The 24011-nt window shown below is 48.4% G+C and carries 23 protein-coding genes; 8 read left to right on the top strand and 15 right to left on the bottom strand.

The window, feature by feature from the left end:
• Positions 1–1981 (top strand): CHAT domain-containing protein (locus NG795_RS06035; protein ID WP_367287758.1); only part of this gene is annotated, 1981 nt, incomplete at its 5' end.
• A gap of 39 nt (positions 1982–2020) precedes the next feature.
• On the opposite strand, the gene NG795_RS06030 is transcribed toward NG795_RS06035, so the two are convergent.
• A complete protein-coding gene (locus NG795_RS06030; RefSeq protein ID WP_367287757.1) occupies positions 2021–4240 on the bottom strand; it encodes a PAS domain-containing sensor histidine kinase in 2220 nt (739 codons plus the stop codon).
• A gap of 320 nt (positions 4241–4560) precedes the next feature.
• On the opposite strand from NG795_RS06030, the gene NG795_RS06025 reads away from it, so the two are divergent.
• Together NG795_RS06025 and NG795_RS06020 are read left to right on the top strand one after the other, a co-directional pair.
• A complete protein-coding gene (locus NG795_RS06025; RefSeq protein WP_367287756.1) occupies positions 4561–6204 on the top strand; it encodes a DUF3352 domain-containing protein in 1644 nt (547 codons plus the stop codon).
• A 288-nt stretch (positions 6205–6492) separates the two neighbouring features.
• Complete coding sequence (locus NG795_RS06020) at positions 6493–7419, top strand: class I SAM-dependent methyltransferase (protein WP_367287755.1); 927 nt, start codon at positions 6493–6495, stop codon at positions 7417–7419.
• A 165-nt stretch (positions 7420–7584) separates the two neighbouring features.
• Here NG795_RS06020 and NG795_RS06015 read toward each other — a convergent pair whose 3' ends face one another.
• On the bottom strand, positions 7585–8292 hold the full coding sequence (locus tag NG795_RS06015) for a J domain-containing protein (protein ID WP_367287754.1): 708 nt from the start codon (positions 8290–8292) through the stop codon (positions 7585–7587).
• An 808-nt stretch (positions 8293–9100) separates the two neighbouring features.
• On the opposite strand from NG795_RS06015, the gene NG795_RS06010 reads away from it, so the two are divergent.
• Positions 9101–9565 carry a DUF4383 domain-containing protein gene (locus tag NG795_RS06010; protein WP_367287753.1) on the top strand — a complete coding sequence of 155 codons (465 nt, stop codon included), beginning with the start codon at positions 9101–9103 and terminating at the stop codon, positions 9563–9565.
• Between the two features lie 180 nt (positions 9566–9745).
• Entirely contained in the window at positions 9746–10408 is a 663-nt protein-coding gene (gene msrA / locus NG795_RS06005) for a peptide-methionine (S)-S-oxide reductase MsrA (protein WP_367287752.1), read from the top strand.
• 209 nt (positions 10409–10617) lie between these two features.
• Here the strand turns inward: msrA and recA are convergent, their stop codons facing one another.
• From recA to NG795_RS05990, 3 genes are all read right to left on the bottom strand, one after another.
• Positions 10618–11526 (bottom strand): recombinase RecA, encoded by a 909-nt coding sequence (gene recA / locus NG795_RS06000; protein WP_367287751.1) that lies wholly within the window; start codon positions 11524–11526, stop codon positions 10618–10620.
• Positions 11523–11699, bottom strand: coding sequence for a hypothetical protein (locus tag NG795_RS05995; RefSeq protein ID WP_261200179.1), 177 nt, complete (start codon positions 11697–11699; stop codon positions 11523–11525). Before NG795_RS05995 ends, recA begins: the two co-directional genes overlap by 4 nt.
• 434 nt (positions 11700–12133) lie before the next feature.
• Positions 12134–12712: a Uma2 family endonuclease gene (locus NG795_RS05990; RefSeq protein WP_367287750.1), complete on the bottom strand. Its 579-nt coding sequence runs from the start codon at positions 12710–12712 to the stop codon at positions 12134–12136.
• A 366-nt stretch (positions 12713–13078) separates the two neighbouring features.
• Between NG795_RS05990 and NG795_RS05985 the strand changes: the two genes are divergently transcribed.
• Positions 13079–14137: an NAD(P)-dependent alcohol dehydrogenase gene (locus NG795_RS05985; RefSeq protein ID WP_367287749.1), complete on the top strand. Its 1059-nt coding sequence runs from the start codon at positions 13079–13081 to the stop codon at positions 14135–14137.
• Between the two features lie 277 nt (positions 14138–14414).
• On the opposite strand, the gene NG795_RS05980 is transcribed toward NG795_RS05985, so the two are convergent.
• The 10 genes from NG795_RS05980 to NG795_RS05935 form a co-directional block, all read right to left on the bottom strand.
• Positions 14415–14858: an SH3 domain-containing protein gene (locus NG795_RS05980; protein ID WP_367287748.1), complete on the bottom strand. Its 444-nt coding sequence runs from the start codon at positions 14856–14858 to the stop codon at positions 14415–14417.
• Positions 14859–14864: 6 nt separating this feature from the next.
• On the bottom strand, positions 14865–16391 hold the full coding sequence (locus NG795_RS05975; RefSeq protein ID WP_367287747.1) for a Ycf46 family AAA ATPase: 1527 nt from the start codon (positions 16389–16391) through the stop codon (positions 14865–14867).
• Positions 16392–16466: 75 nt separating this feature from the next.
• A complete protein-coding gene (locus NG795_RS05970) occupies positions 16467–16979 on the bottom strand; it encodes a YceD family protein (RefSeq protein ID WP_367287908.1) in 513 nt (170 codons plus the stop codon).
• A 162-nt stretch (positions 16980–17141) separates the two neighbouring features.
• The gene (locus NG795_RS05965) at positions 17142–17609 is read right to left on the bottom strand and encodes a Jag family protein (protein ID WP_367287746.1); all 468 of its coding nucleotides are present in this window, start codon (positions 17607–17609) and stop codon (positions 17142–17144) included.
• Positions 17610–17632: 23 nt separating this feature from the next.
• Positions 17633–18778, bottom strand: coding sequence for a membrane protein insertase YidC (gene yidC, locus NG795_RS05960; RefSeq protein WP_367287745.1), 1146 nt, complete (start codon positions 18776–18778; stop codon positions 17633–17635).
• A 196-nt stretch (positions 18779–18974) separates the two neighbouring features.
• Positions 18975–19370, bottom strand: a complete 396-nt coding sequence (locus NG795_RS05955; protein ID WP_367287744.1) for a PH domain-containing protein — start codon at positions 19368–19370, stop codon at positions 18975–18977.
• Complete coding sequence (gene rnpA / locus NG795_RS05950) at positions 19342–19773, bottom strand: ribonuclease P protein component (protein WP_367287743.1); 432 nt, start codon at positions 19771–19773, stop codon at positions 19342–19344. The genes NG795_RS05955 and rnpA overlap by 29 nt, the downstream gene beginning before the upstream one ends.
• 203 nt (positions 19774–19976) lie before the next feature.
• A complete protein-coding gene (rpmH, locus tag NG795_RS05945) occupies positions 19977–20114 on the bottom strand; it encodes a 50S ribosomal protein L34 (RefSeq protein WP_015148244.1) in 138 nt (45 codons plus the stop codon).
• 217 nt (positions 20115–20331) lie between these two features.
• Positions 20332–20865 (bottom strand): DUF2808 domain-containing protein, encoded by a 534-nt coding sequence (locus NG795_RS05940; RefSeq protein ID WP_367287742.1) that lies wholly within the window; start codon positions 20863–20865, stop codon positions 20332–20334.
• A gap of 272 nt (positions 20866–21137) precedes the next feature.
• Positions 21138–22202, bottom strand: coding sequence for a cysteine hydrolase family protein (locus tag NG795_RS05935; RefSeq protein ID WP_367287741.1), 1065 nt, complete (start codon positions 22200–22202; stop codon positions 21138–21140).
• 296 nt (positions 22203–22498) lie between these two features.
• On the opposite strand from NG795_RS05935, the gene NG795_RS05930 reads away from it, so the two are divergent.
• Together NG795_RS05930 and NG795_RS05925 are read left to right on the top strand one after the other, a co-directional pair.
• Positions 22499–23017, top strand: coding sequence for a pentapeptide repeat-containing protein (locus NG795_RS05930; RefSeq protein ID WP_367287740.1), 519 nt, complete (start codon positions 22499–22501; stop codon positions 23015–23017).
• A 283-nt stretch (positions 23018–23300) separates the two neighbouring features.
• Positions 23301–23747 (top strand): IS630 family transposase, encoded by a 447-nt coding sequence (locus NG795_RS05925; protein WP_367287739.1) that lies wholly within the window; start codon positions 23301–23303, stop codon positions 23745–23747.
• Positions 23748–24011 lie beyond the last annotated feature (264 nt).

The following is a 24011-nucleotide window of genomic DNA, read 5'->3' as shown; positions in this document are numbered from 1 at the left end:
AACTCCCACTCCATCGGAACCTGTAGCGGTTTCTGAAGCAGTGGTAACTCCCACTCCATCGGAACCTGTAGCGGTTTCTGAAGCAGTGGTAACTCCCACTCCATCGGAACCTGTAGCGGTTTCTGAACCCCAGGGGACCGATATCCCTAGGAATATCCCGATAGAAGAGAATCAAGGGACGGTGGAAGCGATTCCGATACTGGAACAGGTTATCCCTCCTGGGGTGGTGGAAATTTTACCTTCAGAACCTGTCGAGTTGCCGATTATTCAGGAAGTGGTGGCGGAACCGATCGCAGTCATGGCGCCGGAAATACTTCAGAACCCGGCACAGTTGAGTCAGGCAGTGGGAGCCGGGGTGGAGCCAGTGGCGGGGACTCCGGAACTCGCTGCGCCTCCTCCACGGGCGATCGTCTTGCCAAAACCGACGGAGCAATCCTCCCCGGTGGTCCCTCCACCCGGGTTGCCTCGGAATGAGGAATCGGAAAATGCTCTGGGTGTTGTGCAGATGGAGATGGGGAATTTAGGGACTCGTGAAGTTCCGATTCTTCACGTTGAGAGGATCCCGAGTTCCATTCCACCGAGTTCAGTGGAGGGGAGGGTTCCGACTGCGCCGATAGAGCAGGAGGGAGGGACCCTCGCCATCTTTGAGGTGGAGGCGATCGCCTCCCCTGGAGAAACGCCAGAAGCTCAAATTTCAGTTCAGTCGCAATTAGAGGCAGAGGCAATCGCTCAAGCGACTATTCCTCAGATTGAACAGAGGCGGATGCAGGAATTTTACCAGCATCAGCAGGGTCCTCTCTCGGAAGATGAGGCGGGTGCCAAAAATGTCAGGGATTTGCTGGTGGGAATTCGTCAAGAAATCAATGTCAATCCTGCGGTTGTCTATGCGATGTCCCTTCCCGAAGAATTGCAATTAGTCGTGATGACGGCAGAAGGGGTCCCGATCATCCGCACGATTCCGACAGCTTCGCGGGATGCTCTGCGAGCTAAAGTCACTGAATTACTCTCGGAACTGACGAATCCGCGCAAAACCAATACCGACAGTTACATGAGCGCCTCGGTGCAACTTTATGAGTGGTTAATTGCACCGATCGCCGCTGAATTGGAAGCTGCCGGAATCGATATGTTAATGTTTTCCCTTGATGCAGGACTGCGAGGGATTCCTCTGGCGGCACTCCATGATGGAGAACAGTTTTTAATAGAAAAATACCGACTGGGTTTAATCCCCAGTGTGAACCTCACGGAGACGGGTTACAAAAATTTAAACGAGACTCGGGTTCTGGCAATGGGAGCCTCTGATTTTCAAGATACTACCATTCCCTCCTTAAGTGCGGTTCCGGTTGAATTAGGGTTGATTTCTGAAGTCTTTTCCCTGGAGAACTACTTTCTGAATGAAGCGTTTACCGCTGATAATTTACGCGATTCCCGTCGCCAACAAAACTTTGACATTATCCATCTGGCAACTCATGTCAAGTTTTATGGAGGAATGGAACAAACAGAAGCGGGTTTTCCGGATTCTCGACGTCAATCTTACATTCAATTTTGGGATGAACAGGTTCCCTTGGAGCAAATGCGGCAGTTAGGATTGGATGCCGGAACGGTGGAATTGTTGGTGTTAAGTGCTTGTGAAACTGCGGTGGGAAGTTCCGAGGCGGAGTTAGGGTTTGCCGGATTAGCGTTGCAAATGGGGGTGAAGTCGGTTTTAGCGAGTTTGTGGCAGGTGGATGATCAGGGAACGTTAGGGTTGATGGGTGAGTTTTATCAACAACTGAGTGCTCAAGAGCAAACAATTAAATCGGAAGCGCTCAGACAGGCACAGCTTGCGTTTTTACGGGGGGAAGTCCGGATGAGTGGTGAGCAATTAGTGACTTCCCGAGGGGCGATCGATTTACCGCCACAGATCGCGGATCAAATGGGCGATCGCCGGTTTGCTCATCCTTATTATTGGGCGGCATTTACCCTCGTCGGTAGTCCTTGGTAGGAGACTTAGGCAACGCACGGTTCCTCATTCTGCCTGGACTTAGATTGGGGGTTGCTGTAGGGGAATTTGAATGACAAATTCTGCGCCTTGTCCCGGTTCCGAGTGACAAGTTAACTCGCCGCTATGCTTGTGGGCAATAATTTGATAGGCAATGGATAACCCCAATCCGGTTCCTTTCCCAACGGGTTTGGTGGTGAAAAATGGATTAAAGATTTGTTCTTTAACCCCGGGGTTCATTCCGGGACCGTTATCTTGAATGTGAATGGCTACCCACTGGTTATCTAAGCATTCGGTGCGGATGCGAAGGGTAGGAGTTTGGTCGCTGAAGCTCTCTTGCCCTTTCAGGCTTTCCAAAGCATCGATCGCATTGGTAATAATATTGATAATAGCTTGATTCAGTTGCGCCGGATAGCATTCTATTCGAGGCAGTTGACCATATTCTTTAATCACGGAAATCCCTGAATTTCCGTTTTTTTCTCTCAACCGATTGTGGACAATGAGCAGGGTATTATCAATTCCTTCATGAATATCTACCGGCTTGCGTTCCGCTTCGTTCAGTCGCGAAAAATTCCGCAGGGACAGCACAATTTGACGGATGCGTTCTGACCCAACTTTCATGGAATTCAGCAATTTGGGCAAGTCGCTTTGCAAAAAGTCGAGGTCAATATCCTCCTGAAATTCATGGATGTCTTCAACGGGTTCGGGATAATGGGTTTGGTAAAGATTCAAAAGTTTAAGTAAATCCGCGAGATAGTCGTTAACATGAGCAAGGTTTCCATAAATAAAATTAACGGGATTGTTAATTTCATGGGCCACTCCAGCGACTAATTGTCCCAAACTGGACATTTTTTCGCTTTGAATGAGTTGGGTTTGAGTGCGTTGCAGTTCTTGTAAGGTGTTTTGAAGCTGTTGAGCTTGGTTTTGCAACGATTGAATCAATTCGGTCTTTTCGTGGGCGGATTCCTGAAGCGCTTGGGCTTTTTGTTTGCTTTCGGTAATATCATGGAAAGCAATCACTGCCCCAATTTGATTGCCCTCTTCATCAAAAATTGGCTCGCCACTGGCAACGGCGATCCGGGGTTCCCCCACCTTGGGCGCAATGATAATTTCCTCTTTTTTAACCCGTTCCCCATTGAGCGCACGCTTTAAGGGAATTTGCTCTGGAGAGATGGGAGTAATACCATCTCCCTGATATAAATCATAATAATTAAACCAGTCCTCCGGAGCAATGGAGTCATCGGGTAAGCCATATAAATCGCGAATTGAACGGTTGAATAGGATGAGGTTTCCCTGGGCATCCCCGGCGATAATTCCAGCATCAACGGTATTGAGTAAGGCTTTTAAAAATTCCCGCTCTTTTTCTAGGGATTTTTCGGTTTCCCTGCGTTCGGCGATTTCATTTTGCAGTTTATAGATGGCACTGTTAAAGGCTAAACTGCGACTTTGCAGTTTGACTTCAAGTTGATTGAGGAAGGTGCGGGTTTCTTCATAAGCGCGATCGCCTTCGATTTCGGCATATTTACGTTCGGTAATATCATGGCCGATCGCATAAATACATTGGCGATCTCGTCCTAGGCAGGCACTCCACAATAACCACCGATAATCCCCGTTTTTGCACCGATAACGGTTCTCAAAGGAGTGAGTATGACATCCTTGAAGGAGTTTGACGAATTCCATCAAGGTGCTTTCATGATCTTGGGGATGGACAAATTCGATAAAGGCTGTCGAACGCAGGTCCTCCGGGGCAAAACCTAGGGTCTTTTCCCAGGCGGGATTTAAACTGCGAAAATGTCCATCAAAACTTACCGTACAAAATAAGTCTAGGGAAAGGTCAAAAAAAGCCTGATAATCCTCTGCCGGAGGGGGGGATTCCCGACTCTGTTCTGGAATCGGCGAGAGTTCCCGGGCGATCGCCCAAATGAGCGGTTCACTCCCGCGCCTTATGGCTTTCCAGGATAACCGCTTATAGTCACCATTTTTACATTGATAGCGGTTCTCAAAGGCGATCGTCCCGAGATCTCCACTGAGTTGGGCAAGCTGTTCTCGGGTTGAAAATCGATCTTCTGGATGCACACCATCGAGAAAGGATTTCTGCTGCAGTTCACTGAAGGGAAATCCTAGGATTTTTTCTCCCGAACCATTAATGTGCTGAAAATCTCCATTGCTATTAATCACGCACAGGAGATCGTCGGATAAATCAAAAAAGGGAAACTTTGAGATTTCCTCCCCTGCATCACACTCCAATTCTACGATTTTCATGCTCATTCCGTCCCCCTAATATGTTTTACCGTCTTTTTTAGAAAATTTTTATTATTCAATTGAGTTTGAGATATTTCAATCTATTATAAGGGGTTTGCCCTGAAATAAAATAAAGCAAAAGTAGAGAAAAATCAGAAATCCGTATTGATTCATGAAGTTTTGGCAAGGATAGAGACAAGGAACCGGACAACTGAGCCCTTCGGACATCTCGGGAGTCTCGATCAGCCTCAATCCCCAGAATCGGGCATCAATCGCACCAATGGAGGAGCACCGCCGCAAATATCGCTATCCTAAAAGAGAGAATCACAAGCCAAATTAAAATGTCAGCGAAACCTAATGTAAATCGGTGGGCGATCGCCGTCGTGGCTGCTCTAGGTATGGCCGGTGGATACTTATACTGGCGCAGTAGCTGGGTCGGCGGCTCAAATCCTCTGGAAAGTGCAAAAGTGGTTCCACAAGATGCGCTAATGGCGGCTTATGTGGTCACGGATGAGCGTCAATGGTCGAAATTAGATGAATTTGGGACCCCAGGCGCACAGGCGGCGATCGCCCGCACTGTGGCGGACCTAGAAGCCAATTTCCTCGCCCAAACCAATCTCGATTACAAAACAGACCTGCAACCTTGGATCGGCAATGTCACTGTGGCGATCGTCCCTTCTTCTGGGACAGAGGTGGCAACCACTAGCCTAAACTCTGACCTGTTATTAATTGTAGGCATTAAAAATCCCTTCCGTGCCTGGTGGTTTGCTCGCAATTTGAGGTCTCAAAGCGAACTTACCTTGAATAAATCTACCTATAAAGGCGTTACGGTTTCTCAAATCGTTCCACCCCAAGGCATGAGCATTTATCAGGCCACTGTGAATAATAAACTGCTGATTTCCCAGCAACGCAGTGCGGTGGAAAAAGCGATCGATACCACAACCTCAGACTCCTCTTTTCTAATGAAATCTGGGGCCAAGGAACTGGTCCAGCAGAGCACAAAACTCGATAATGCTCTTGTGCACTTTTACTTACCGGATTATAGCCAGACTGTTGCACCGATGAGCAACAGATTGAGCGATCGCCCCCGTTTACCCCAGGTGGATGGGGTCAAGTCGGTTCTGCTGAGTGCGGGTCTCCATCAACAAGGAATGCGGGTCCGCTTCCTAACAGAAGTTGACCCCCAATCTATCCCCCAATATCCCCCCGTCTCCAATCAACTCTTAAATCGCTTTCCCGCAGAAACGATCGCCCTGGTTAATGGTCATGGCATCGGGCAGTCTTGGGCCACTCTAGTCGGTCAAAGTCAAGCCCAACCGGAGTTACAAGCAATTTTAATCCCTATGCGCCAGATGTTCGCTGCGGTGAATCTGGATCTGGACCGCGAGGTGTTCGGTTGGATGGATGGGGAGTTTGGTTTTGGACTGATTCCCTCCCATGAGGGTCTGTTGGGACAATTGGGATTCGGAGGGGCGGTGGTGTTTGAAACGAGCGATCGCCCTGCGGCAGAAGCGATGCTGCAAAAATTAGATGCGATCGGGCGCAATGTCGTCCCCTTTCCCTTGGCGATCGCCCAACGCAATGTCTCTGGAATTAACGTCCGGGAATGGAAAATCCCCCTTCAAGGTGCCCTGTTAGGTCACGGTTGGTTGGATGATAATTCTGTGTTTATCGCATTTGGGGGCCCCATTATCGATGCGATCGCTACTCCCGCCACTTCTTTACAGCAGAGTCCCAGATTCCAAGAACTGGCCGGGTCCTTGCCGAACCCCAATCACGGCTATTTGTACCTAGATATGGAGCAAATTACCTCGGTGATCAATACCCTTCCCTTTATGATGGGTGTTAAACTCTCTCCACAGACCCTAGACCTCTTAAATTCCGTTCGCGGCATTGGCGGAACGGGAACCTGGACCAGTGCGACGCAATTTGAAAGCGAGATGTTATTTAGCCTCCGAAAAACCCGGGAAATCCCAACTCAGTAATCCAGAGGTAGTTTTGCTGGGCGATCGCTTTGGTACAATAAACAATGATTTTCCTCTCGTCAATAGGATAGTTGTTTCTGTCCTCCTGCCCACTCGCTTTGACCGCAACCTCGACAGAGCACTTCGGGGTAGTGATTAAATCAAGAGGACAAGAAACCGGTTTTTTTGCCCTATTTTGGGGCTTGATTTCCCCAGATATTATCAAAAAACCCGGTTTCTAATCTGTCTTTTGCTCAGGCTCTAAAGCGATGGGAGAAACCCTCAACCTCTCACTCAATCATAACCCTAATGACTGCTTCTGTATCAACTGGACCCGGACTATTATCTCGTTTAATTAATGGATTATTATCCATTAAACCCGTCGCAAATTTCGCCAAATCTAAAGCCCGAAAAATGATGATTGACCGGGCTGAAAATATGGGGGTTCCCTGGACGAGCGAGGCCCGATCGCTCCAAAACCGCAATTGGGACCGCGAATTCCAACAGGTACAGAATCCCACCTTGGTTTATCCAGATTATTACCTCTGTTCCTTCCATGCTTACGACCAGGGAAATTTAAGTTGGGAAGCCGCCAGCGAGGTTGAAGTTGCCGCTAAAGCCGTCCACGCTCATATTTGGCCCGGAGCCGGAGTCGAAGGAGACTCTCGCCTTCGTGACAGTTACCATCAAGTAATTTTGGCTCAAATTGAAGACTCTCCCCAGGCAATTCTCGATTTAGGTTGTAGCATCGGAATGAGTACCGTTGCCTTACAAAAACTCTATCCCCAAGCCAGCTTAACGGGTCTGGATTTATCTCCTTATTTTCTCGCCGTTGCTCAGTATAAATCTCAGGAGCAACATCCCGATATCACCTGGGTTCATGCTGCTGCTGAATCCACGGGTTTACCCAATGCTTCCTTTGATTTAGTCTCAGCTTGCCTAATTTTTCATGAACTCCCCGCAGATGCTTCTCGCCAAATTATCCAAGAAGCTCGGCGGTTGCTTCGTCCCGGTGGACATTTGGCAATTATGGACATGAATCCTCAGTCTGAGATTTATGTGAAAATGCCCCCCTATATCCTAACCTTGCTCAAGAGTACAGAACCTTATTTAGATCAGTATTTTTCCCTGGATATCGAGCAAGCTTTTGTAGAAGCCGGTTTCGAGACACCCACCATCACACGCAACAGTCCCCGGCATCGGACTATCATCGCTCAAGTTAACACCCCCAGTTAAGAGAAGGAAATTCATTGTTAGGGGGTGGTTAGCAACGATGAAAAACCGGGTTTCTTCACCAAGTTTATGGCAATGAGCCGCAAATTTCGGCGAGAACCCCGGTTTCTGGGTCCCCTGATCCTCTCATCCTAAACCGATGCTCTAGTTTGATTCCTGTCTCAACCTTTATCCGAAGACATTTTTTATCGCTGAATGTGCTTCTTTCCTTAAACCGTTGGCAATTCTAAACAATTCCTGCCCGGTATGGAGATAGTGTTCGTCATAGTTGAGGGTAAAGAATTCTAACTCATCGATGCCATCGCCAATGCGATCGAGGCAGTAATAAAGATTCGCCGCAACACTGGCAACCGTTGCGGGATTTTGCATGGATTGGAAATAGATTTGCGCTTGGTTGAGGAAATCCCGGCATTTTTGTAAATAAGCCTGAAAATCTGCCATCAATTCATCATCAAAGGGGTCTGCTGCAAGGCAATCAATTTCATCCCTTAAGGTATGCAAAATTTCATACAGCATCCGGTTGATGGGTTGATACACCTGTTTGACCCATTTTTCCAGGTGATCGTCTGGATCGGGACTGTTTTGGCGAGCGTGATGATAGTTCTGTTGTGCACGGGCCGTTCGCGTCTGGCGATCGCGAGATTGAGAGGACGATCTACCCGATGTTTGACGGCGATCGTAAGACTGACGGCGTTGCGGATCTCCGAGTATTTCATACGCCCCATTAATCTGAATCATCCGTTCCGAGTCCGATGATTCTAAATTTTTATCCGGATGCACTAGCTTGACTAACCGTCGATACGCTTGCTTAATTTCCGATTGCGTCGCTTGGGGACTAACTCGTAATGTTTCGTAGGGATTAATTACATCATTCATTTCTACAACTGTCAGGCATTGACAACAGAATAAGTATTAAATAAAGATAAAAATAAAAAAATAATTTCAATAAATTTTGAAGGATTAAACTTCAAATTTATTGGGATTTTAAGCCCTATCTTTATTTAAAAATTTCAATTATCTATCATAATCTTTTCAAGATACCTTGTCAAGGGTTGAAAATTATCGGGTCCAGCAAAAATACTCAAGAGATTTTGCAGGCAGACTGGGCCTATCAATCTGATATTTAAGCCACAGTTCGATCAGGTCACCCTCGGGAGTTTTCATAAAATTAAGGAAAATACTCCTCAAATCCGCCCGGTAAACCCATCGATTTTACCCCAGATTTTTATAGAAAATTGGACCTACATTCCGGGGCATGGTGTCAAAAGTTGGGGGATTTTCAGGGGAATTTTTATTAAAATCACCTCCGAAAAAGCTCCTCCTGCTTTAGATAGAGCCAAGAAAATGGCATAACCTCACTTTAGAGAGAGGAAGTCCGATATTTCATTTCTTACTATGATTAAAACCGCGATATTCGCTCCCGGTTTTGAGTCAAGAGCAATGCTCAATTCAGTTTGTAAAATTGAGGCTATTCCGTTCAAATTACCCAAATCACGGGAGTGCGATCGCCATTTTATCTGCCTTTGCACTCAAACCCAAATATCTGGAGTGCAGCGGTTTTCATTTAGTCTATCCCTTGACCTCAACCCGAAAATTGGTGGGCTTAAATGCCTCTAATTAAGCCTAACAATTGAGGCGACAATTTACCGCCTAAATCTTTAAAATAAAACAGGAGACAAAAAGTATGACAGATCGTAATTTTACCTTGACTCTGGGAATCATCTTCGTAGCTCTAGGGGTCGCTGGATTTATTCCCGGATTAGTTTGGATGCCAGAAAATCCCTCCCCCACCTTATTGTTTGAACCGCACTATTTTCCCGGTGACCAAGAATTTGGTGCTTTGTTTGGGCTATTTCCTGTAAATACCCTCCATAACATTGCCCATTTGCTGGTGGGAGGCTTAGGGATTTTTGCCTCCGCAGATAAAAGCCGCGCACGCCTCTACAATCGGGGTTTTGCGATTTCCTATCTGGCCCTAGCCTTGCTAGGATTATTCCCCTATACTGGCACTCTCTTCGGGTTCATGCCCATCTACGGCCATAATATCTGGTTTAATGCCTTAACTGCCGTGGGTGCCGCTTACTTCGGGTTCGTCAAACCCACCCAAGAAGCGGCGGCTCGCTCAGAAAATATGGCTTCTCAAAGTTAGTGCAATCTCTCTAACCCAGGTAACATTGACTGGCGGCAGGGATGGGATTCGGCCCCCTCCTGCCGCTCTTTCTTTGGGGTCCCCGGGTCGCCAAACCCCTCAAGGCGATCGCGCTCCCCCAAATTCTAGCTATTATTAAGAAAAGTAAAGACATCACTCATCATTCGGAGTCAGAACATAATGGGACTATTTGGATTAGGCAAAAAACTGACCCTACCCACCCCAGACAAAGCCTTACCGGGACGCCAGGAAGCGATTCCGGTCCCCGCAACTCACTTCGTCAACGGCAATCCCCTCAAACCCCCCTTTCCCGATGGCATGGAACAAGTCATCGTCGGCATGGGCTGCTTCTGGGGTGCCGAACGTAAATTTTGGCAACAAGAAGGCGTCTTCGTTACTGCCGTAGGGTACGCTGCCGGAATCACCCCCAACCCCACCTACCAAGAAGTCTGTACCGGCATGACGGGTCATAACGAGGTGGTGTTAGTCGTGTACGACCCCCAAGTAATGAGTTTTGAAACCCTGTTAAAAGTATTCTGGGAAAGCCACAATCCCACCCAAGGAATGCGCCAAGGCAATGATACCGGCACTCAATACCGTTCAGGAATTTATGTCTATTCTCCCGAGCAAAAAGAGTTAGCCTTGGCTTCCAAAAATGCCTATCAAAAAGCCCTCTCGGCCGCAGGATATGGCGAAATTACCACCGAAATTCTGGATGCACCCGAGTTCTACTATGCTGAAGGATATCATCAGCAATATCTGGCAAAAAATCCCAATGGCTATTGTGGTTTAGGCGGAACAAATGTGGCTTGTCCCGGCATGACTCAAGCTTCAGCAGTTTAACCAAAACCCACAGCGTCAAGCCTGGGGCTATACGGACGAAGCCTGTACTTCGTCAAGCTCATGCTTCGACGGGCTCATGCTTCGACAAGCTCAGCCGAGCCCTAGGCAGGCTCTCCTCGTTCCCAGGCTCTGCCTGGGAATGCCATAAGGGAGGCTCTGCCTCCTAACCCCAACTTAGACCTCTAAAACTCCTCTTGATAGCGCTTCTCTCATGCATCGGCCCGAAGTTTTAACACTTTAAGAACAGTTTTTTCCAGGTGTTCATAAAGTTTTAAATCTCGTTCCAGATAACTCAGGCACTCCCCTCGACTTTGCCCGATCGCCTTGCCTTGATAGCAATACCCCGACCTTTTCCAGGTAATTAACCGGAGTTTCTCCCCAAAATCAAATACACAACCTAAATTAGAAATCCCTTGCCCAAAAATAATATCAAATTCCCCTACTTTAAACGGTGGGGCGACTTTATTTTTAACCACCTTAGCTTGCACTCGAATTCCATAGTCTTCTAATTTATTGCTCAGGACTTGCATCGGGCGCAGATCAATACGAACTGAAGCATAAAATTTAAGCGAATCTCCCCCAGCGGTGGTTTCGGGTCCGGCAATGGAATAGAAATTGTGGCGCAGTTGGTTGAGGAAGAGTACAGCACAGTCCGATCGCCGCATATTGTGGGTAATTTTTCGTAACCAGTAACTCATCAATTGAGCTTGTAAACTGTAGGCTGTCTCTCCTATTGCTCCCGCAATTTCTGCTTCTGGGACCAAGGCGGCTACAGAGTCGATCGCCACTAAATCCACTGCTGCTGATCTGACCAAGCGATCGCTAATCTCTAGGGCCATCTCTCCCGTGTCCGGTTGCGACACCAGCAGGCGGTCAATATCAACCCCAATTTTCACCGCATAAGCCGGATCTAAAGCGTGTTCGGCATCGATAAACGCAGCAATTCCGCCGGTTTTTTGGATTTGGGCGATCGCATGGAGAGCAACAGTCGTTTTTCCCACACTCTCCGGCCCAAAAATCTCGATCGCACGTCCCTTCGGTAATCCGCCCCCTAACGCCACATCTAACGTGAGCGCCCCCGTCCCAAACTTCTGGATCTGGCGGTTCAAATCGGTCAAATCAAGCCCAAGCGATCAATCAATAATGCAGCAACGACAGCAAACCCCGTAATTCCTAACGCCACCAATGGATTTTGACCTTGGCTCACTGCAAATGAAGTGACGACACCGGCTCCCAAGGCTGCCGTAACCGCAGCAGTGGCGAGGTCTTGATTGGAATTTTTGTTATCCATCTTGGCTATCTAGGGTAATATTTTCCAGTTGATAGGAACCCTAGCATCTTTATTTTTTCAGGTAAACCGAATCCCTAGAGATTGCAATTATTCTTCTTAGTTTGCAAAATTTCTTAATACTTTCACCGGATCACTGCGGGACCCCAGGGACTAGGAACCAGGTTTTTGCCTCAATTTGATTCAATGGCATCCCAGCTTTACCGGATCCGAGTCAAGTTTGGTCAGTAGCTTGCCGTCCAGATAGTCAGCTATAGGGTTTCCTACAGTAGCCCTGTCAAGGTGTATTTGTAGGGGCGCAATGCGCAGGCCCTTTGTAGGGGCGATTCACGAATCGCCCCTACATGAAATAACAATTGAGCGTCATTAAATTTATCACCTTGAAAGGTGCTTCACCCAAACGCACTCCTCTAAATCTCTGAAAATAACCCCTAAAATTATCCCCAGACAACCGGCAAGTTGAGGCGGAAACCGGGGAGGATATCTTCACCGGATAGGGTAGCAAGATTGTCTAAGACTTCTTTTTCTCTACCTTGACGATAAATTTCTACCTGTCGATTTTGGCCGTTAATCAGCCAACCGAGGCGCGTGCCATTTTCCATATATTCCTGCATTTTTTCTTGAAGAGGTTTTAAAGCATCACTGGCAGACCGTAACTCCACAACAAAATCCGGGCATAAGGGTGGAAATTTTTCTTGCTGTTCTGGGGTAAGGGCATTCCATTTTTCTAAGGGAACCCAAGCGGCATCGGGAGAGCGGTTGCTTCCATTTGGAAGTTGAAAGCAAGTGGAAGAATCAAAGCCTATCCCGGTCCCATCCGTATCGGTCCAGTTGGCGAGTTGTTGAGCCAGCTTAAAATTTCGGTTTCCCGTCGTTCCCCCTGTGGGCGGCATGATAATGATTTCTCCCTGGACATTGCGCTCAAATTTTACATCAGGATTCGCCTGACAGAGTTGATAGAATTGCTCGGCAGTTAATTTAATGATGGGATTGAGGTTGACAGTAATTGCAGTCATAGTTAGTGGATACTTCAGTTTTTATGAGCCTTCTACCCCAAATATTATTGACTTGCTGGCGTTCAATCAAATCTCAACCCCTTGATAGAGCGATCGCTCACTGTTGAATCTTTACAATTGGGAGGGCGAACCCAAGGGTAGTCAGGAATCAAACACAATGGGTATTAACAGAAGTGATTGCCACCCCTACGCTAAAGGGTCGGGGGGAGCCAATCGGGTTCGCGCCTTGTGAAAAATATTGGCACCCTGCAACCCCGGGTCGGACGCCATTCACAACTATGTCATTGACAAGAATCGCAACGACATAGAAAAGGTCAGGGACGAACAATGCCTGTTCCCAAAGTAAACCATTAGGAGCATCAATTTATGTACAAAGCAAAAGCCTATTCCGCTGCGAGTGCGACATCACCGCTGGGATCCGACATCATCACGCGGCGCGACCTCAGCGAACATGATGTACAAATCGAAATCCTCTTTTGCGGCATCTGCCACTCGGACCTCCATTCGGTGCGTAACGAATGGAACAATACGATGCCCACCGTCTATCCCATTGTCCCCGGCCATGAGATGGTGGGCCGGGTTACCCAAGTGGGTTCGGGAGTTACCAAGTACAAAAAGGGCGACCTTGCTGGGGTCGGCTGTATGGTGGAATCGGATGGGACTTGCCGCTATTGTAAAGATGGCTTTGAGCAGTTCTGCCCGAACCTGACCCTGACCTACAACTCTCCGGACAAGTACCTGGGAGGGGTGACCTATGGAGGCTACTCCGATAGCATCGTCGTCAATGAGCGCTTCGTTCTGCGTGTTCCTTCAAACCTGGAACTTGCTGGAGTCGCACCCCTCCTATGTGCCGGAATCACCACCTACTCGCCGCTGCGCCACTGGGGTGTGACCAAGGGCAAGAAAGTTGGGGTGGTCGGTCTTGGCGGACTAGGCCACATGGGCGTGAAGTTTGCCCATGCGTTCGGTGCACAGGTTGTTGTTTTTACCACCTCCCCGGAGAAGAAAGAAGATGCGCTGCGCCTTGGTGCCGATGAAGTTGTGATCTCGCGCCACACCAACGAAATGGAGAAACACGCCGGGAGTTTCGATTTTATCTTGGATACTGTCTCCGCCAATCACGATATCAACGCTTATCTCAACCTCCTGAGCCTCGACGGTAACATTACCCTAGTCGGCGCACCCTCTAACCCCCTACAGGTGTCGGCATTTAGCTTGATTATGGGCCGCCACAGTCTCTCGGGTTCCAATATTGGTGGCATTGCTGAAACCCAGGAAATGCTTGATTTTTGCGGTGAACACAACATCACTGCCGATGTTGAAGTTATCCCGATTCAAAAGGTCAACGAAGCCTACGAACGACTGCTCAAGTCGGATGTGAAGTACCGTTTCTGTATCGATATGGCATCGCTTAAATCGGAATAAGCCAGATGAACCCCCGGAAAAGTAACCTTCCAAAAGTACAAACTTGCAAGTTTTTAGAACTAGCATTTGGCGGGATGGAAATGAGCTTTGCCTAGGGTCGCGCAATCGGAGAGATTCAGAGCGGAATAGGGGACAATTTGTGAAAAAATCCGGTTTCTAACCTTGACTGTACCCCTGTAGGTATTCTTGGGAGTCTTAAAAAAGGCAAAATTCAGCCCTCCCCTGGGGGCCGAGTTCAATATTGAGGTCCGGATGAGTGAAGCCGGGTTAGGGGCGGTTAGTTCAGGCGCTCTGTATTGCCGCCTTTAATCCACCCATCTTGACCACTGCCTTCGAGGCGAACCTTTTCCCATTCCTTATCTGAGCTGGTTTCGAGAACCACTACCTGGGCGTTAAAATCAAGTCCGCCAATGGAGTTGGCTTCATAACCGGGGCGATCGCGCAAAATTAAGCCATCGGGCCAAATCACCTTGGCACGGTAGGCATTCGCAGGAAGGGCGGCAGGCGCATTTCCCGATCCCTGACTGGTCCCTCCCCCTTGGGAATTTTCCCCGGCGGTTGCTGTTACCGCAGGTTGATCATTCGTAAAACTCGGTCTGGCAGGCAGTGCGGTTAATTTCGTGACGAAATACAGCGCTGCGGCGACACTCCCACCCGCAAGGATGATCAGCGCCAAAGTAAAACCGAGAATAAACTGAACTAAACTGGCAAGACTCCGCATAAATTCTTAGGATTCAGGCTGTTGCAGTTGACGTTGCATCCGACTATTCAATGTACTGTATCTGGAGGCAAGACGAGCTTTTCCTGCCGCCGCCCAATCTTTTAAAACTTGGATTTGCTCTGAGGCGGTACGGGCTAGGGGAACGATTTGACTGGCGGCTTCTAAAATATCATCCGTGGCAAAGTCGCGGTTTTGACTAAATCCAATATGCATCGCTTCGATCAACGCTTGTTCGATTTCTGCCCCGGAAAAATCAGGAGTTTCATAAGCCAGCCGTTCAATATCATAGCTTTTCAAGTTATGAGGTCGCAATCGGGACAAGTGTACCGTAAAAATGGCGTTGCGTTCTTCTTGGGCGGGCAATCCGACGAAGAAAATTTCATCAAATCGACCTTTGCGGAGCATCTCTGGGGGCAGGGATTGGATATTATTGGCGGTGGCAACGACAAAGACGGGAGAGGTTTTTTCCGCTAACCAGGTAATAAAGGTGCCAAAGACGCGACTGGTGGTCCCGGCATCTCCTTTACTGTCTAATCCGCCAAAGGCTTTGTCAATTTCATCAATCCAGAGGACGCAGGGGGCCAGGGCTTCCGCGAGTTGAATCATTTGCCTGGTGCGAGATTCGGATTCCCCGACTAATCCCCCAAACAGTCGTCCGACATCGAGGCGGAGGAGGGGGAGATGCCAATGATGGGAAATGGCTTTGGCGGTGAGGGATTTGCCTGTGCCTTGAATGCCGACAAGGAGCAATCCTCTGGGATGGGGTAAGCCATATTGGCGCGCCCGTTCGGAGAAGGCACCTCCGCGACGGATGAGCCAGTCTTTGAGGTTATCTAGGCCGCCAATATCGGAGATTTGTTCCGTGGCGGGGTAGAATTCCAGGATTTGAGTTTGGCGGATGATGGTGCGTTTTTCTTCGAGAATGAGTTCAACATCATCGGGTTCGAGTTGTCCGTGGGTGGCGATCGCCTTGGCTAAGACGCGGCGAATGCGATCGATGGAAAGACCCTGGCACGATCGCACGATTTCATCTAAAAATTTTCCCTGTAAAGGATGTCCCGTTGCCGACAGTAACCGTTCGACTTCCCCTTGAATTTCTGGAGCATTGGGGAGGGGAAATTCTAGGACTGTAAGGGCTTCGCTGAGGTCTTCAGGAATGGCAACTCCCGGGGAAATAATGGCAATATTTTTGGGTTGAGATTTGAGGGTTCGGGAGAGATTTTTCAGCTTTCGCGAAACGGAAATATCATCTAAAAAGCGGTGAAAATCGCGCAAAATAAAAATTGCCGGTGCAGAGGCGGGAAGTTTTTCGACAAATTCTAAGGCTTGGAGGGGGTTGCGGCGACCGAATCCGCTATCGTTGGGATTGCCCTGATAGCCATCGACAAAATCCCAGATATAGACAGCACGATTTCCGAGTTCTTTGGCGCAACTGGCGATCGCCGCTTCAACTCGTTCTTCTTCCCGGGTGGGAATGTAAATTAACGGATATCGGGCTCGGAGGAATAGTTTAAACTCTTCATTGAATGTCATAGCAGGTTAAATTTTGGCGTAGGATGTTCTCATGATTTTGGACCGCTTGACATCCTGCCATCCAAAAACGGTTAACTAGCTTGGCAGTTGTTTTTTGAGTTGTTCTAAGGCAGCAGCCCAACGGCGATCGCCCGCAGAGAGAGGACTACCCTCGCCCGGGGAAAACTCAATCCCTGGACAATCCTCATTGCACAGCTTGCGAGAGGGGATTTCCAAACAAATCTGTTCATACAACCAGGCTTCTGGGTCAAAATTGCCTTGTGCCGAGAGGGTTTCCACCAACTCTTCCAGGGCAATTTCGCGTTCGAGGGGAACGTCATCCGGACCATTTCCCGTTTCATCCAGACAGATAATTTCGGTTGGATCGATTTTCAGCCGATGATTGTACTGTTGCAAGCATCGATAACAAGTGAGGGTCACAATGGTTTCCACTTGGGCCCTCACCTCTAAAAAGTTGCCCCCATGTCTGACCTGAACTCGTCCCCGAACAGGGGTTAAGGTTTCTAAGTCCTGAATGAACTGTTGAAACTCGAAGGTTTGGGTCTGTTCATGGGCCTTGGCTAACCGAGGAATATAAATTGCTTCCAGCATTCTGGTAACCCTCAGAGGGAAAGTAATTTCATGGTAGTGATTCAGGGGGTTAACCCGTGGGTTGGGAAACCCCCCTGCACTAGGGGCATTTCCCTCACTCCTCAACCCCAATCATCAGGGTTTTAATGAGCGTACTTTGGGCGATCGCCATCCAGTTCTTTAAACCGTTTCGCGCCGATGCACCACCAGTCTGCGGTCCGGTTCTTGTCCCCGACTGAAGGATTCCAAATCCTCATAGTCCTTGAGTAAGTTATGAACCTGCCGTCGTTCCGCAGAAGAAAGCCCCTTCATTTCAGATGCTTCCCCGGTCTCCTGAACCGTTTGGACCGCTTTAGCCACCATCTCCCGGAGTACCGCCTCTCGGCGGACCCGGTACTGATTCAGCTCAATCGTATAGGAGGCTTGGACATCGGTAGGCTGGGCGATATTGAGCGTCGTGTTCAACAGATACTGAATCGCATCCAGAACCTGTCCATTGGGACCCGTCAGAATTTCAATTTGTTCTGGGGTCAGATTTTTCTCATCAATGGTCAACCAAAAGCTATCTTCTTGCTCCTGCGTTGTGACTGAAGTTTCAATTCGCAATAGGGTCAGCAGTTGTTCAATCCACTGCTGACCTCGTTGCATTGGACTTTGGGTTGAGGATACCATTAGGCTTTTTTCTTGGGACGTCCGGGTTCAAAGGGAAGTGTTTCGCGGCCCTTGCCACTTGAGGTTTTTTCCTGGGCTTCTACCAGTTTCTGAAGATTTTCAGGCAGGGGTTCGCGGGAGAGAATAAAGGTTTGCGCCGTCTGAAAGATGTTCGCAATTACCATGTACATCAACACCCCAGCAGGCAGGGGGAAGAATAAAAACATTCCCGAGAAAATCACTGGGGTCAGCTTGTTCACCGTGGACTGCTGCGGGTTATCGCTTGCACCCGGGCCACTTTGTCCCGAAAGCAATTGGTTGACGTACAAACTAATCCCAAAGAAGAGGACCATACCTACAATATCCCAGTGGATATTGCCTTCTGGGTCCACAGCACCGACGCGACCGAGGGCTTCGATAAATAAGAATCCTTTATTAGCCGCTAATCCCGGCAGGGTGGCTTGAATGGTGGCTTCTCCAGGCTGGAGAGCTTCGATGGTGCCATCTTCATTAATCCGCAGGCGGTCTTCTCCTTTGGTGACTTGCCACCGAGGAGACAATTCCGTATCGGGATTCTGGGCGAGTAATTCTTTTAAGGGTTTGCCCTCAACAGATTGAAATTCTAGTTGAGTTTTTTCCCCCACGGTTAATTTATTGCCTGCGGGAAGTAACGCCACGATGGGGGCGTGTTGTCCATCGGAGAAATAAATATTCTGCTGCGGGGTGGCGAACGCCTGGGGGACAATCCGTTCTACCTGTTCACTGGGAAAAATTTCAACGTTGACGTTGTAATTAATATCCGAGAACGGTGAACCGCGTAAGGTGGCGAACAAGGCAAACAGAACTGGCATTTGTAGGACGACTGGCAAGCAGCCGGACAAGGGATTGCCAAATTCTTTGTAAACCTTGCTCATTTCTTCCTGCTGTTTTGCAGGTTCTTCTTTGTAGCGTTCTTGAATTTCTTTGACCCGCTTTTGCATGACGGGTTGGGCGACTCTCATTCTTCGCATACTGCGAATTGAGCCAGCACTCAACGGATAGAGGGCAAAGCGGATCACGAGGGTCAGGGCTACAATTGCCAGACCATAGCTGGGGACGATCCCGTAGAAGAAGTCCAGGATCGGCAGCATTACGTTATTGGAAAGAAATCCGACTCCAAAGTCCATTCTTTTATGTCAACCTATGCGGTGGGGAGATTTTTTGTCTATAAACCTTAGCTTAAATAGTAGCCATGTTTAAGAGGTTTGATGGCTGGCCCTTTGGCTTAGGGCGTGATGGAACAGTGGGGCAGTAGGGGCGATCGCCGCCAATTTTGATGGTTTGAGGGCTCGCTGTTTGTTACTACTGCCTAGGTTCGCCTTGTTAACGAGTACCAATGGCTCCACTGGCCTGTTTGGCTTTGGTGGACAATTTGTCCGAAATGTAGTCATAAGCTTCCCGAAAATTAGGAACGCCGCGCATTTCTAAGCGAGAACCGTCTTTGAGGGTGAATACCATATCGCCCCAGAGTCCGAAACCCCGAGCTACGGTTTTCACCTGGACAATTTCCGAGTAGATAATATCACTACGCTCTCGTCCCATCCAGCCGCTGTTTATAGAAATTCGGCGGTTGGTGATGCGGTAGCGCAGCCACAATGCCCGCACGATTGCTCCAACGGTTAAGGGTAAAGCAATCACCGTAAATCCTAATAGGATGTTCACGATTAGTTCCCCAATATGAGGACCCCCTTCATAGTAAACTTCCTCGCGAATCGCCATTGAGTACCTCCGCTTGTGCCAACAACTGCTCTAATTCTTGCAGAAGTTGGCGATAATTGCACTCTACTGCTGAGGGACGCACGATAAAAACCAGGTCCCATCCCAGGGAAATTCGGGGGAGAAATTCCCGCAATCCGGCTCGGATTTGCCGCTTAATTCGATTCCGAATCACGGCTTTTTTACTCACTTTCAGGCTAATCGAAATTCCAACTCGGGTCGGCTGATTTGCTGTTAGCGCGGAGGGGGGTTTTTCAGACCCAGGATCGGGCTGTTGTGCCACAGGAAGAACTCCCTTGCGCCGTTTGGCTCTCAAGGTTAGGTGACTGGTCTTGCGACTGATTCCCGTGCGATAAACAGCGCTAAACTCTTTCGGGCGCTTTAGCCGATTCGATGCAGGTAACACGGTGTTTTTTTCCGGATGCAGAAGGATTGGGGTGACTCTCATTCCCCGAGGAGGCGACTGCCCCCGAGTCCGGTTCTACCTCTTTCTGGCTCCATTGAAACCCAGAGGTCTAGCGGTGGCAATTGGGTTCATCCTGCCACCGATCGCACCGGGAACGGTTTCGTCCTGCTGAGGGTTTGACTCCATTGTTGTGGAGAACCCGACTACACGGCTAACCGATAACGTCCCTTGTTCCGACGGGATTTAATCACTCGGCGACCATTGGCCGTTCTCATCCGAACTCTAAACCCTGAAACTCTCTTTCTTTTGCGGCTCGTGCCATGTAGGGTGCGCTGTGTCATAACGAATAACTCCTAGGTTGCGACTCTAAACTTTCAAAAAAAATCACAAATTTTTATAATATCATGACTTTGCACTTAAAACCAATGAACCCCTGAGTTTTTTGAGCCGTTAGGTGAACGACCGGGGACCCGGAGGTGGCTTCAAAATGAAAGGGAACGCCAAAACCTTTGACGTTCCCTCGTTGCCATGAGTCCCCTTCCTGTGGCTGTAGGGGGCTTAGTTGATGGCTAAAACCCAAGTCCCAATATATTCGGGAAGCGGAGGACCTCCGCGAGTCACTACCAGGGCATTAAAATTGAACATTCCCCCAAAGTTGGGGTTGCGGACATTGGATAAAACCACTTCAACATCTGTATTCGCCGGAATCGCTTCGGTAGGATAAATTTGAATGAATCGATTATCCCGATCCCACAATGCATCGTCTAATTCAATCTTGTTCCCATTTACTGTCACTTCGATCCGGTCTTCATTGAATTCGCCTCGGTAGCTTTCGGGATAATTAATCCGCAACTCAGAAATAGCCAAATTGACTTTTTCCTTGGGAATTTTGAGCCAATAGCGGTCCCAGCTATTCTCCCGGCCACTTTGTACGCAATATTTGAGTTCCCGATCTCGCCTAACCCCACCAAAAACCGTTAAACCCGAACAGCGGAACGCCCAACTCGGAGGCGTAGGCATGGCCGTGATCAGCAATCCAGTAACAGCTATTCCAAATAAGACTCGTCGCATAGCAGAATTAGGAGACAACATAAGCTTAAATTCGTCACTCACCAGAGTATTTTAGCTGCTTTGTAAACTTTTATGACATCCAGACCCGGTTTTGTGTGGCCTGTTCAATGGATGGCGTTTGATAAGGGTCTTGATGAAGGCGATCGCAATATACTCGATCTGTTCCTCATCCGAGTCACTGATCTGCAAGACTTGCACAGATTTTATCGAGTTCCCCCTCACCCCAGATCTGAGATCCATTTTTCCCGAGGTTAAAGTAATCAAAAGTTTCTGGGATAAAACAGTTTCCACTTCTATTGATTGGAAAAAGGTGAACCCGAACCCGCCAGTCCAGGCCAATTGTCCATCGCCTCGGTGGATTGGACTAAATGCATTCCTCCTTCGGAAAATCGGGCAAATGCAGCATCAGCAGCATCGGTGAAGTCTACCACATTTGGAACCACCACTGGGGAAGTACAATCCTCCAACAGGTAAACTTTTTGGGCTAATTTGGGGTCTCGTTGTTGGATATCCCGGAGGAGATCATCGATAGTCCAAGCAACACAGTGACTTTTGGCTTGTCCGGCAATTATCAAAACATCAAATTCTAGTAATTTTTTGATTAAGGGGCTATTCCCTTGGGCGATCGCCTTTCCTGCTGGGTCTAATAATACTTCCGGACGCAACGCCGAATAATTCTCCGTGAGGGGATGGTTTCCTTTGAGTTCAAATCCTGTGGCGGCATGGCGGGCCAAATTATGAAAAAATATCGCTTCTTCTACGGCAGAAACTAAGGCGTGACCAATGCCACCCAACAAACTGTGATAGGGCCAAATAATTAGAGGATATTTCCCATCAATTTCCAGTTGTTTAACGTAGTGGTGAGCATACTGTTGGATTTGTTCTAGGTTGCGATCGCCCAGACTCTCAGCAACCGCTGGGTTCACCTTCCAAACCCCATTTTCTACGTCACTGAGGGAAATTTGGGTTAAAGGTGGGGGATTGTCTGCGTTGCTATCCACCCAGAATACAGGATGAAAAATTTGCCCGGTGGTATGGGTATCCATTGTGGGGATAACTGCGGTAATCCGATGCAAATTCCGATAGATAAATTCACATAAACGCTGGTTATCTTCAACGGCACCGTTGCCGCTGCGTCCCCCCACAAAGAGTTCAAAGTCGGGAATGCAAAATGTATTTTGAATGTCGATCGCTAATAGGCAAATTTTAGGGGAGTCGGCGATCGCCGGTTGAATGAGGTGAGTTTTGGCCCAAGTTTGAGCGTCCTGAGCCAGCTGCTGATAAGGGACTCGCCAAACTTGGCCCACTTTTGCGCGATCAAAGTGAGGGGGAATGGGTAAGGTTCTCTTTGGGTTCATGTGCTCTCCATTCTTCTAACGGGGCGATCGCCGGTTTTTCACAGTCAGTCCCTTAAACCAACTGGGCGATCGCTGATTTTACTGTAACTGCATTGAACAGATCCGGTGAAAGGGTCTGCTAGAAGAGATGGAGATCTGCACCCTAGGGCCTTTGAATCTTCCCCGGCTTTTTTATGAAGTTTTATGAATTTTGTGCTGATGGGTGTCACCCCCTTTGACAAATACTAATATTTATGTGTCTAGGTTCCCGTGGGGGAACCGTGATGATTGGTTGCACTAAGAAGGAACTAAAGAACGTGAAAGCAATAAACCTGACAATTGCGGTAGTGGTGCTAACCTTATGCTCTAGCTGTATGGGCGATCGCGCAGATCTGAAACATTTGCAGGAAAACAACCAATGTCAGGGGTGCAATCTAGTCGGTGCAAATCTCAAGGATCGGGTTTTGGGTGGGGCTAACCTCCGAGGGTCAAATCTGGATCGCGTCGATCTCAGCAGTTCTAATCTGTTTTTTGCAGATCTCGAAAATGCCTCACTGCAAGGCGCTCGCATCCATAGTGCCGTGTTATCTACAGCGAACTTAAAGGGTGCGAATCTCAGGAATGCCGATTTGAGTAGTGCCGATTTGAGCAGTGCCGATTTCAGCTATGCCGATCTCCGAGGGGCCAGTTTTGAGAATGCTGATGTGTCGAATGCCAATTTCTTTAATGCCCAATTAAGTGGGGCTAATTTTGAGGGTGCTAATCTCGAAAGCAGTAACATGGAAGGGGCGATCGGATTTGTATCGGATCCGGACATCATGACTGAGACTCATTAGATATTGGAATTAATAACGGGTTGAGGAGATTGGGTTGAGGGAGGTGACTCCACCATCGCGATCTCCTTGCTGCATTGGGGTCGTCCCTTTCCAGGGGATCGGGGCGATCGCCGGGATCTGAATATTCCCAACTCAAAATATGAGAAGCTGTGATTCTGGCAAAAATAGCTTCTCGTCTGCTTTATTCCCCAAACTCTGATGGAGAATGCGATCGCGATCGCCTGGGAGATAATTAACATCTAATTAGCATAAAATTGAAACGACTTGGTTCTCTATTCCGCTCATGCCCGCCAAAAATTTTCTCACCCCTACCCAAAAAAAGAGCTTGCAAAATGCCATCCGCCAGAGTGATTGCTCCCGGTTTCGGGAACACGCTCTGATTTTGTTATTGCAAAATGATGGTAAAACCTACGAAGAAATAGCCGAGTTTTTAGGCTGTTCTTACCGAACGGTTGCCTATTGGTGTGTGCATGGGGATCCAGAGAATCTCGATAGTCTGCGCGATCGCCGGGAACAGGGGAACTATCGCAAAGCCGATGAAGCCTATATCAAATTACTCTTGGAGGTGGTCAAAAAACACCCCAGCCAATTTGGGTATCCGGTGGAAACCTGGACCAGCCAACGATTAGCCGAACATTTGGCCCAGGCAACGGGAATTCAACTCAGCGGGACGCAACTCATCCGCATTCTCCGTAAGCATAAGATCCGCTTACATAAGAGTCGGGTCTAATTTTTTTTGGGGGGAGCAATATTTTTTCAATCTGGGGAACCGCCTCGGATATTTTCAGTCCCCTAGAGGAGGCAGTTGTTATTTCCAGATATTGTGACAGCAGCAAAGAGCGGGACAGTCCTCAACAGTATCCGGCCCTCTGCAAGATATCGGTCCCCAAGTGGCGATCGCCCCCACTGCCATCTCCCATTCACTCCGTCAGTAATTTGGCTTAGATCAGGTTAAGCCATTTGGCGGATGCTTTTTCATGGCTGCTCCACCCAT

The sequence above is a fragment of the Laspinema palackyanum D2c genome, from assembly GCF_025370875.1.
GTDB classification, from domain to species: Bacteria; Cyanobacteriota; Cyanobacteriia; order Cyanobacteriales; family Laspinemataceae; genus Laspinema; species Laspinema palackyanum.
Note: the sequence above shows the minus strand (reverse complement) of the source record. Positions and strands in the feature narration are given on the sequence as shown.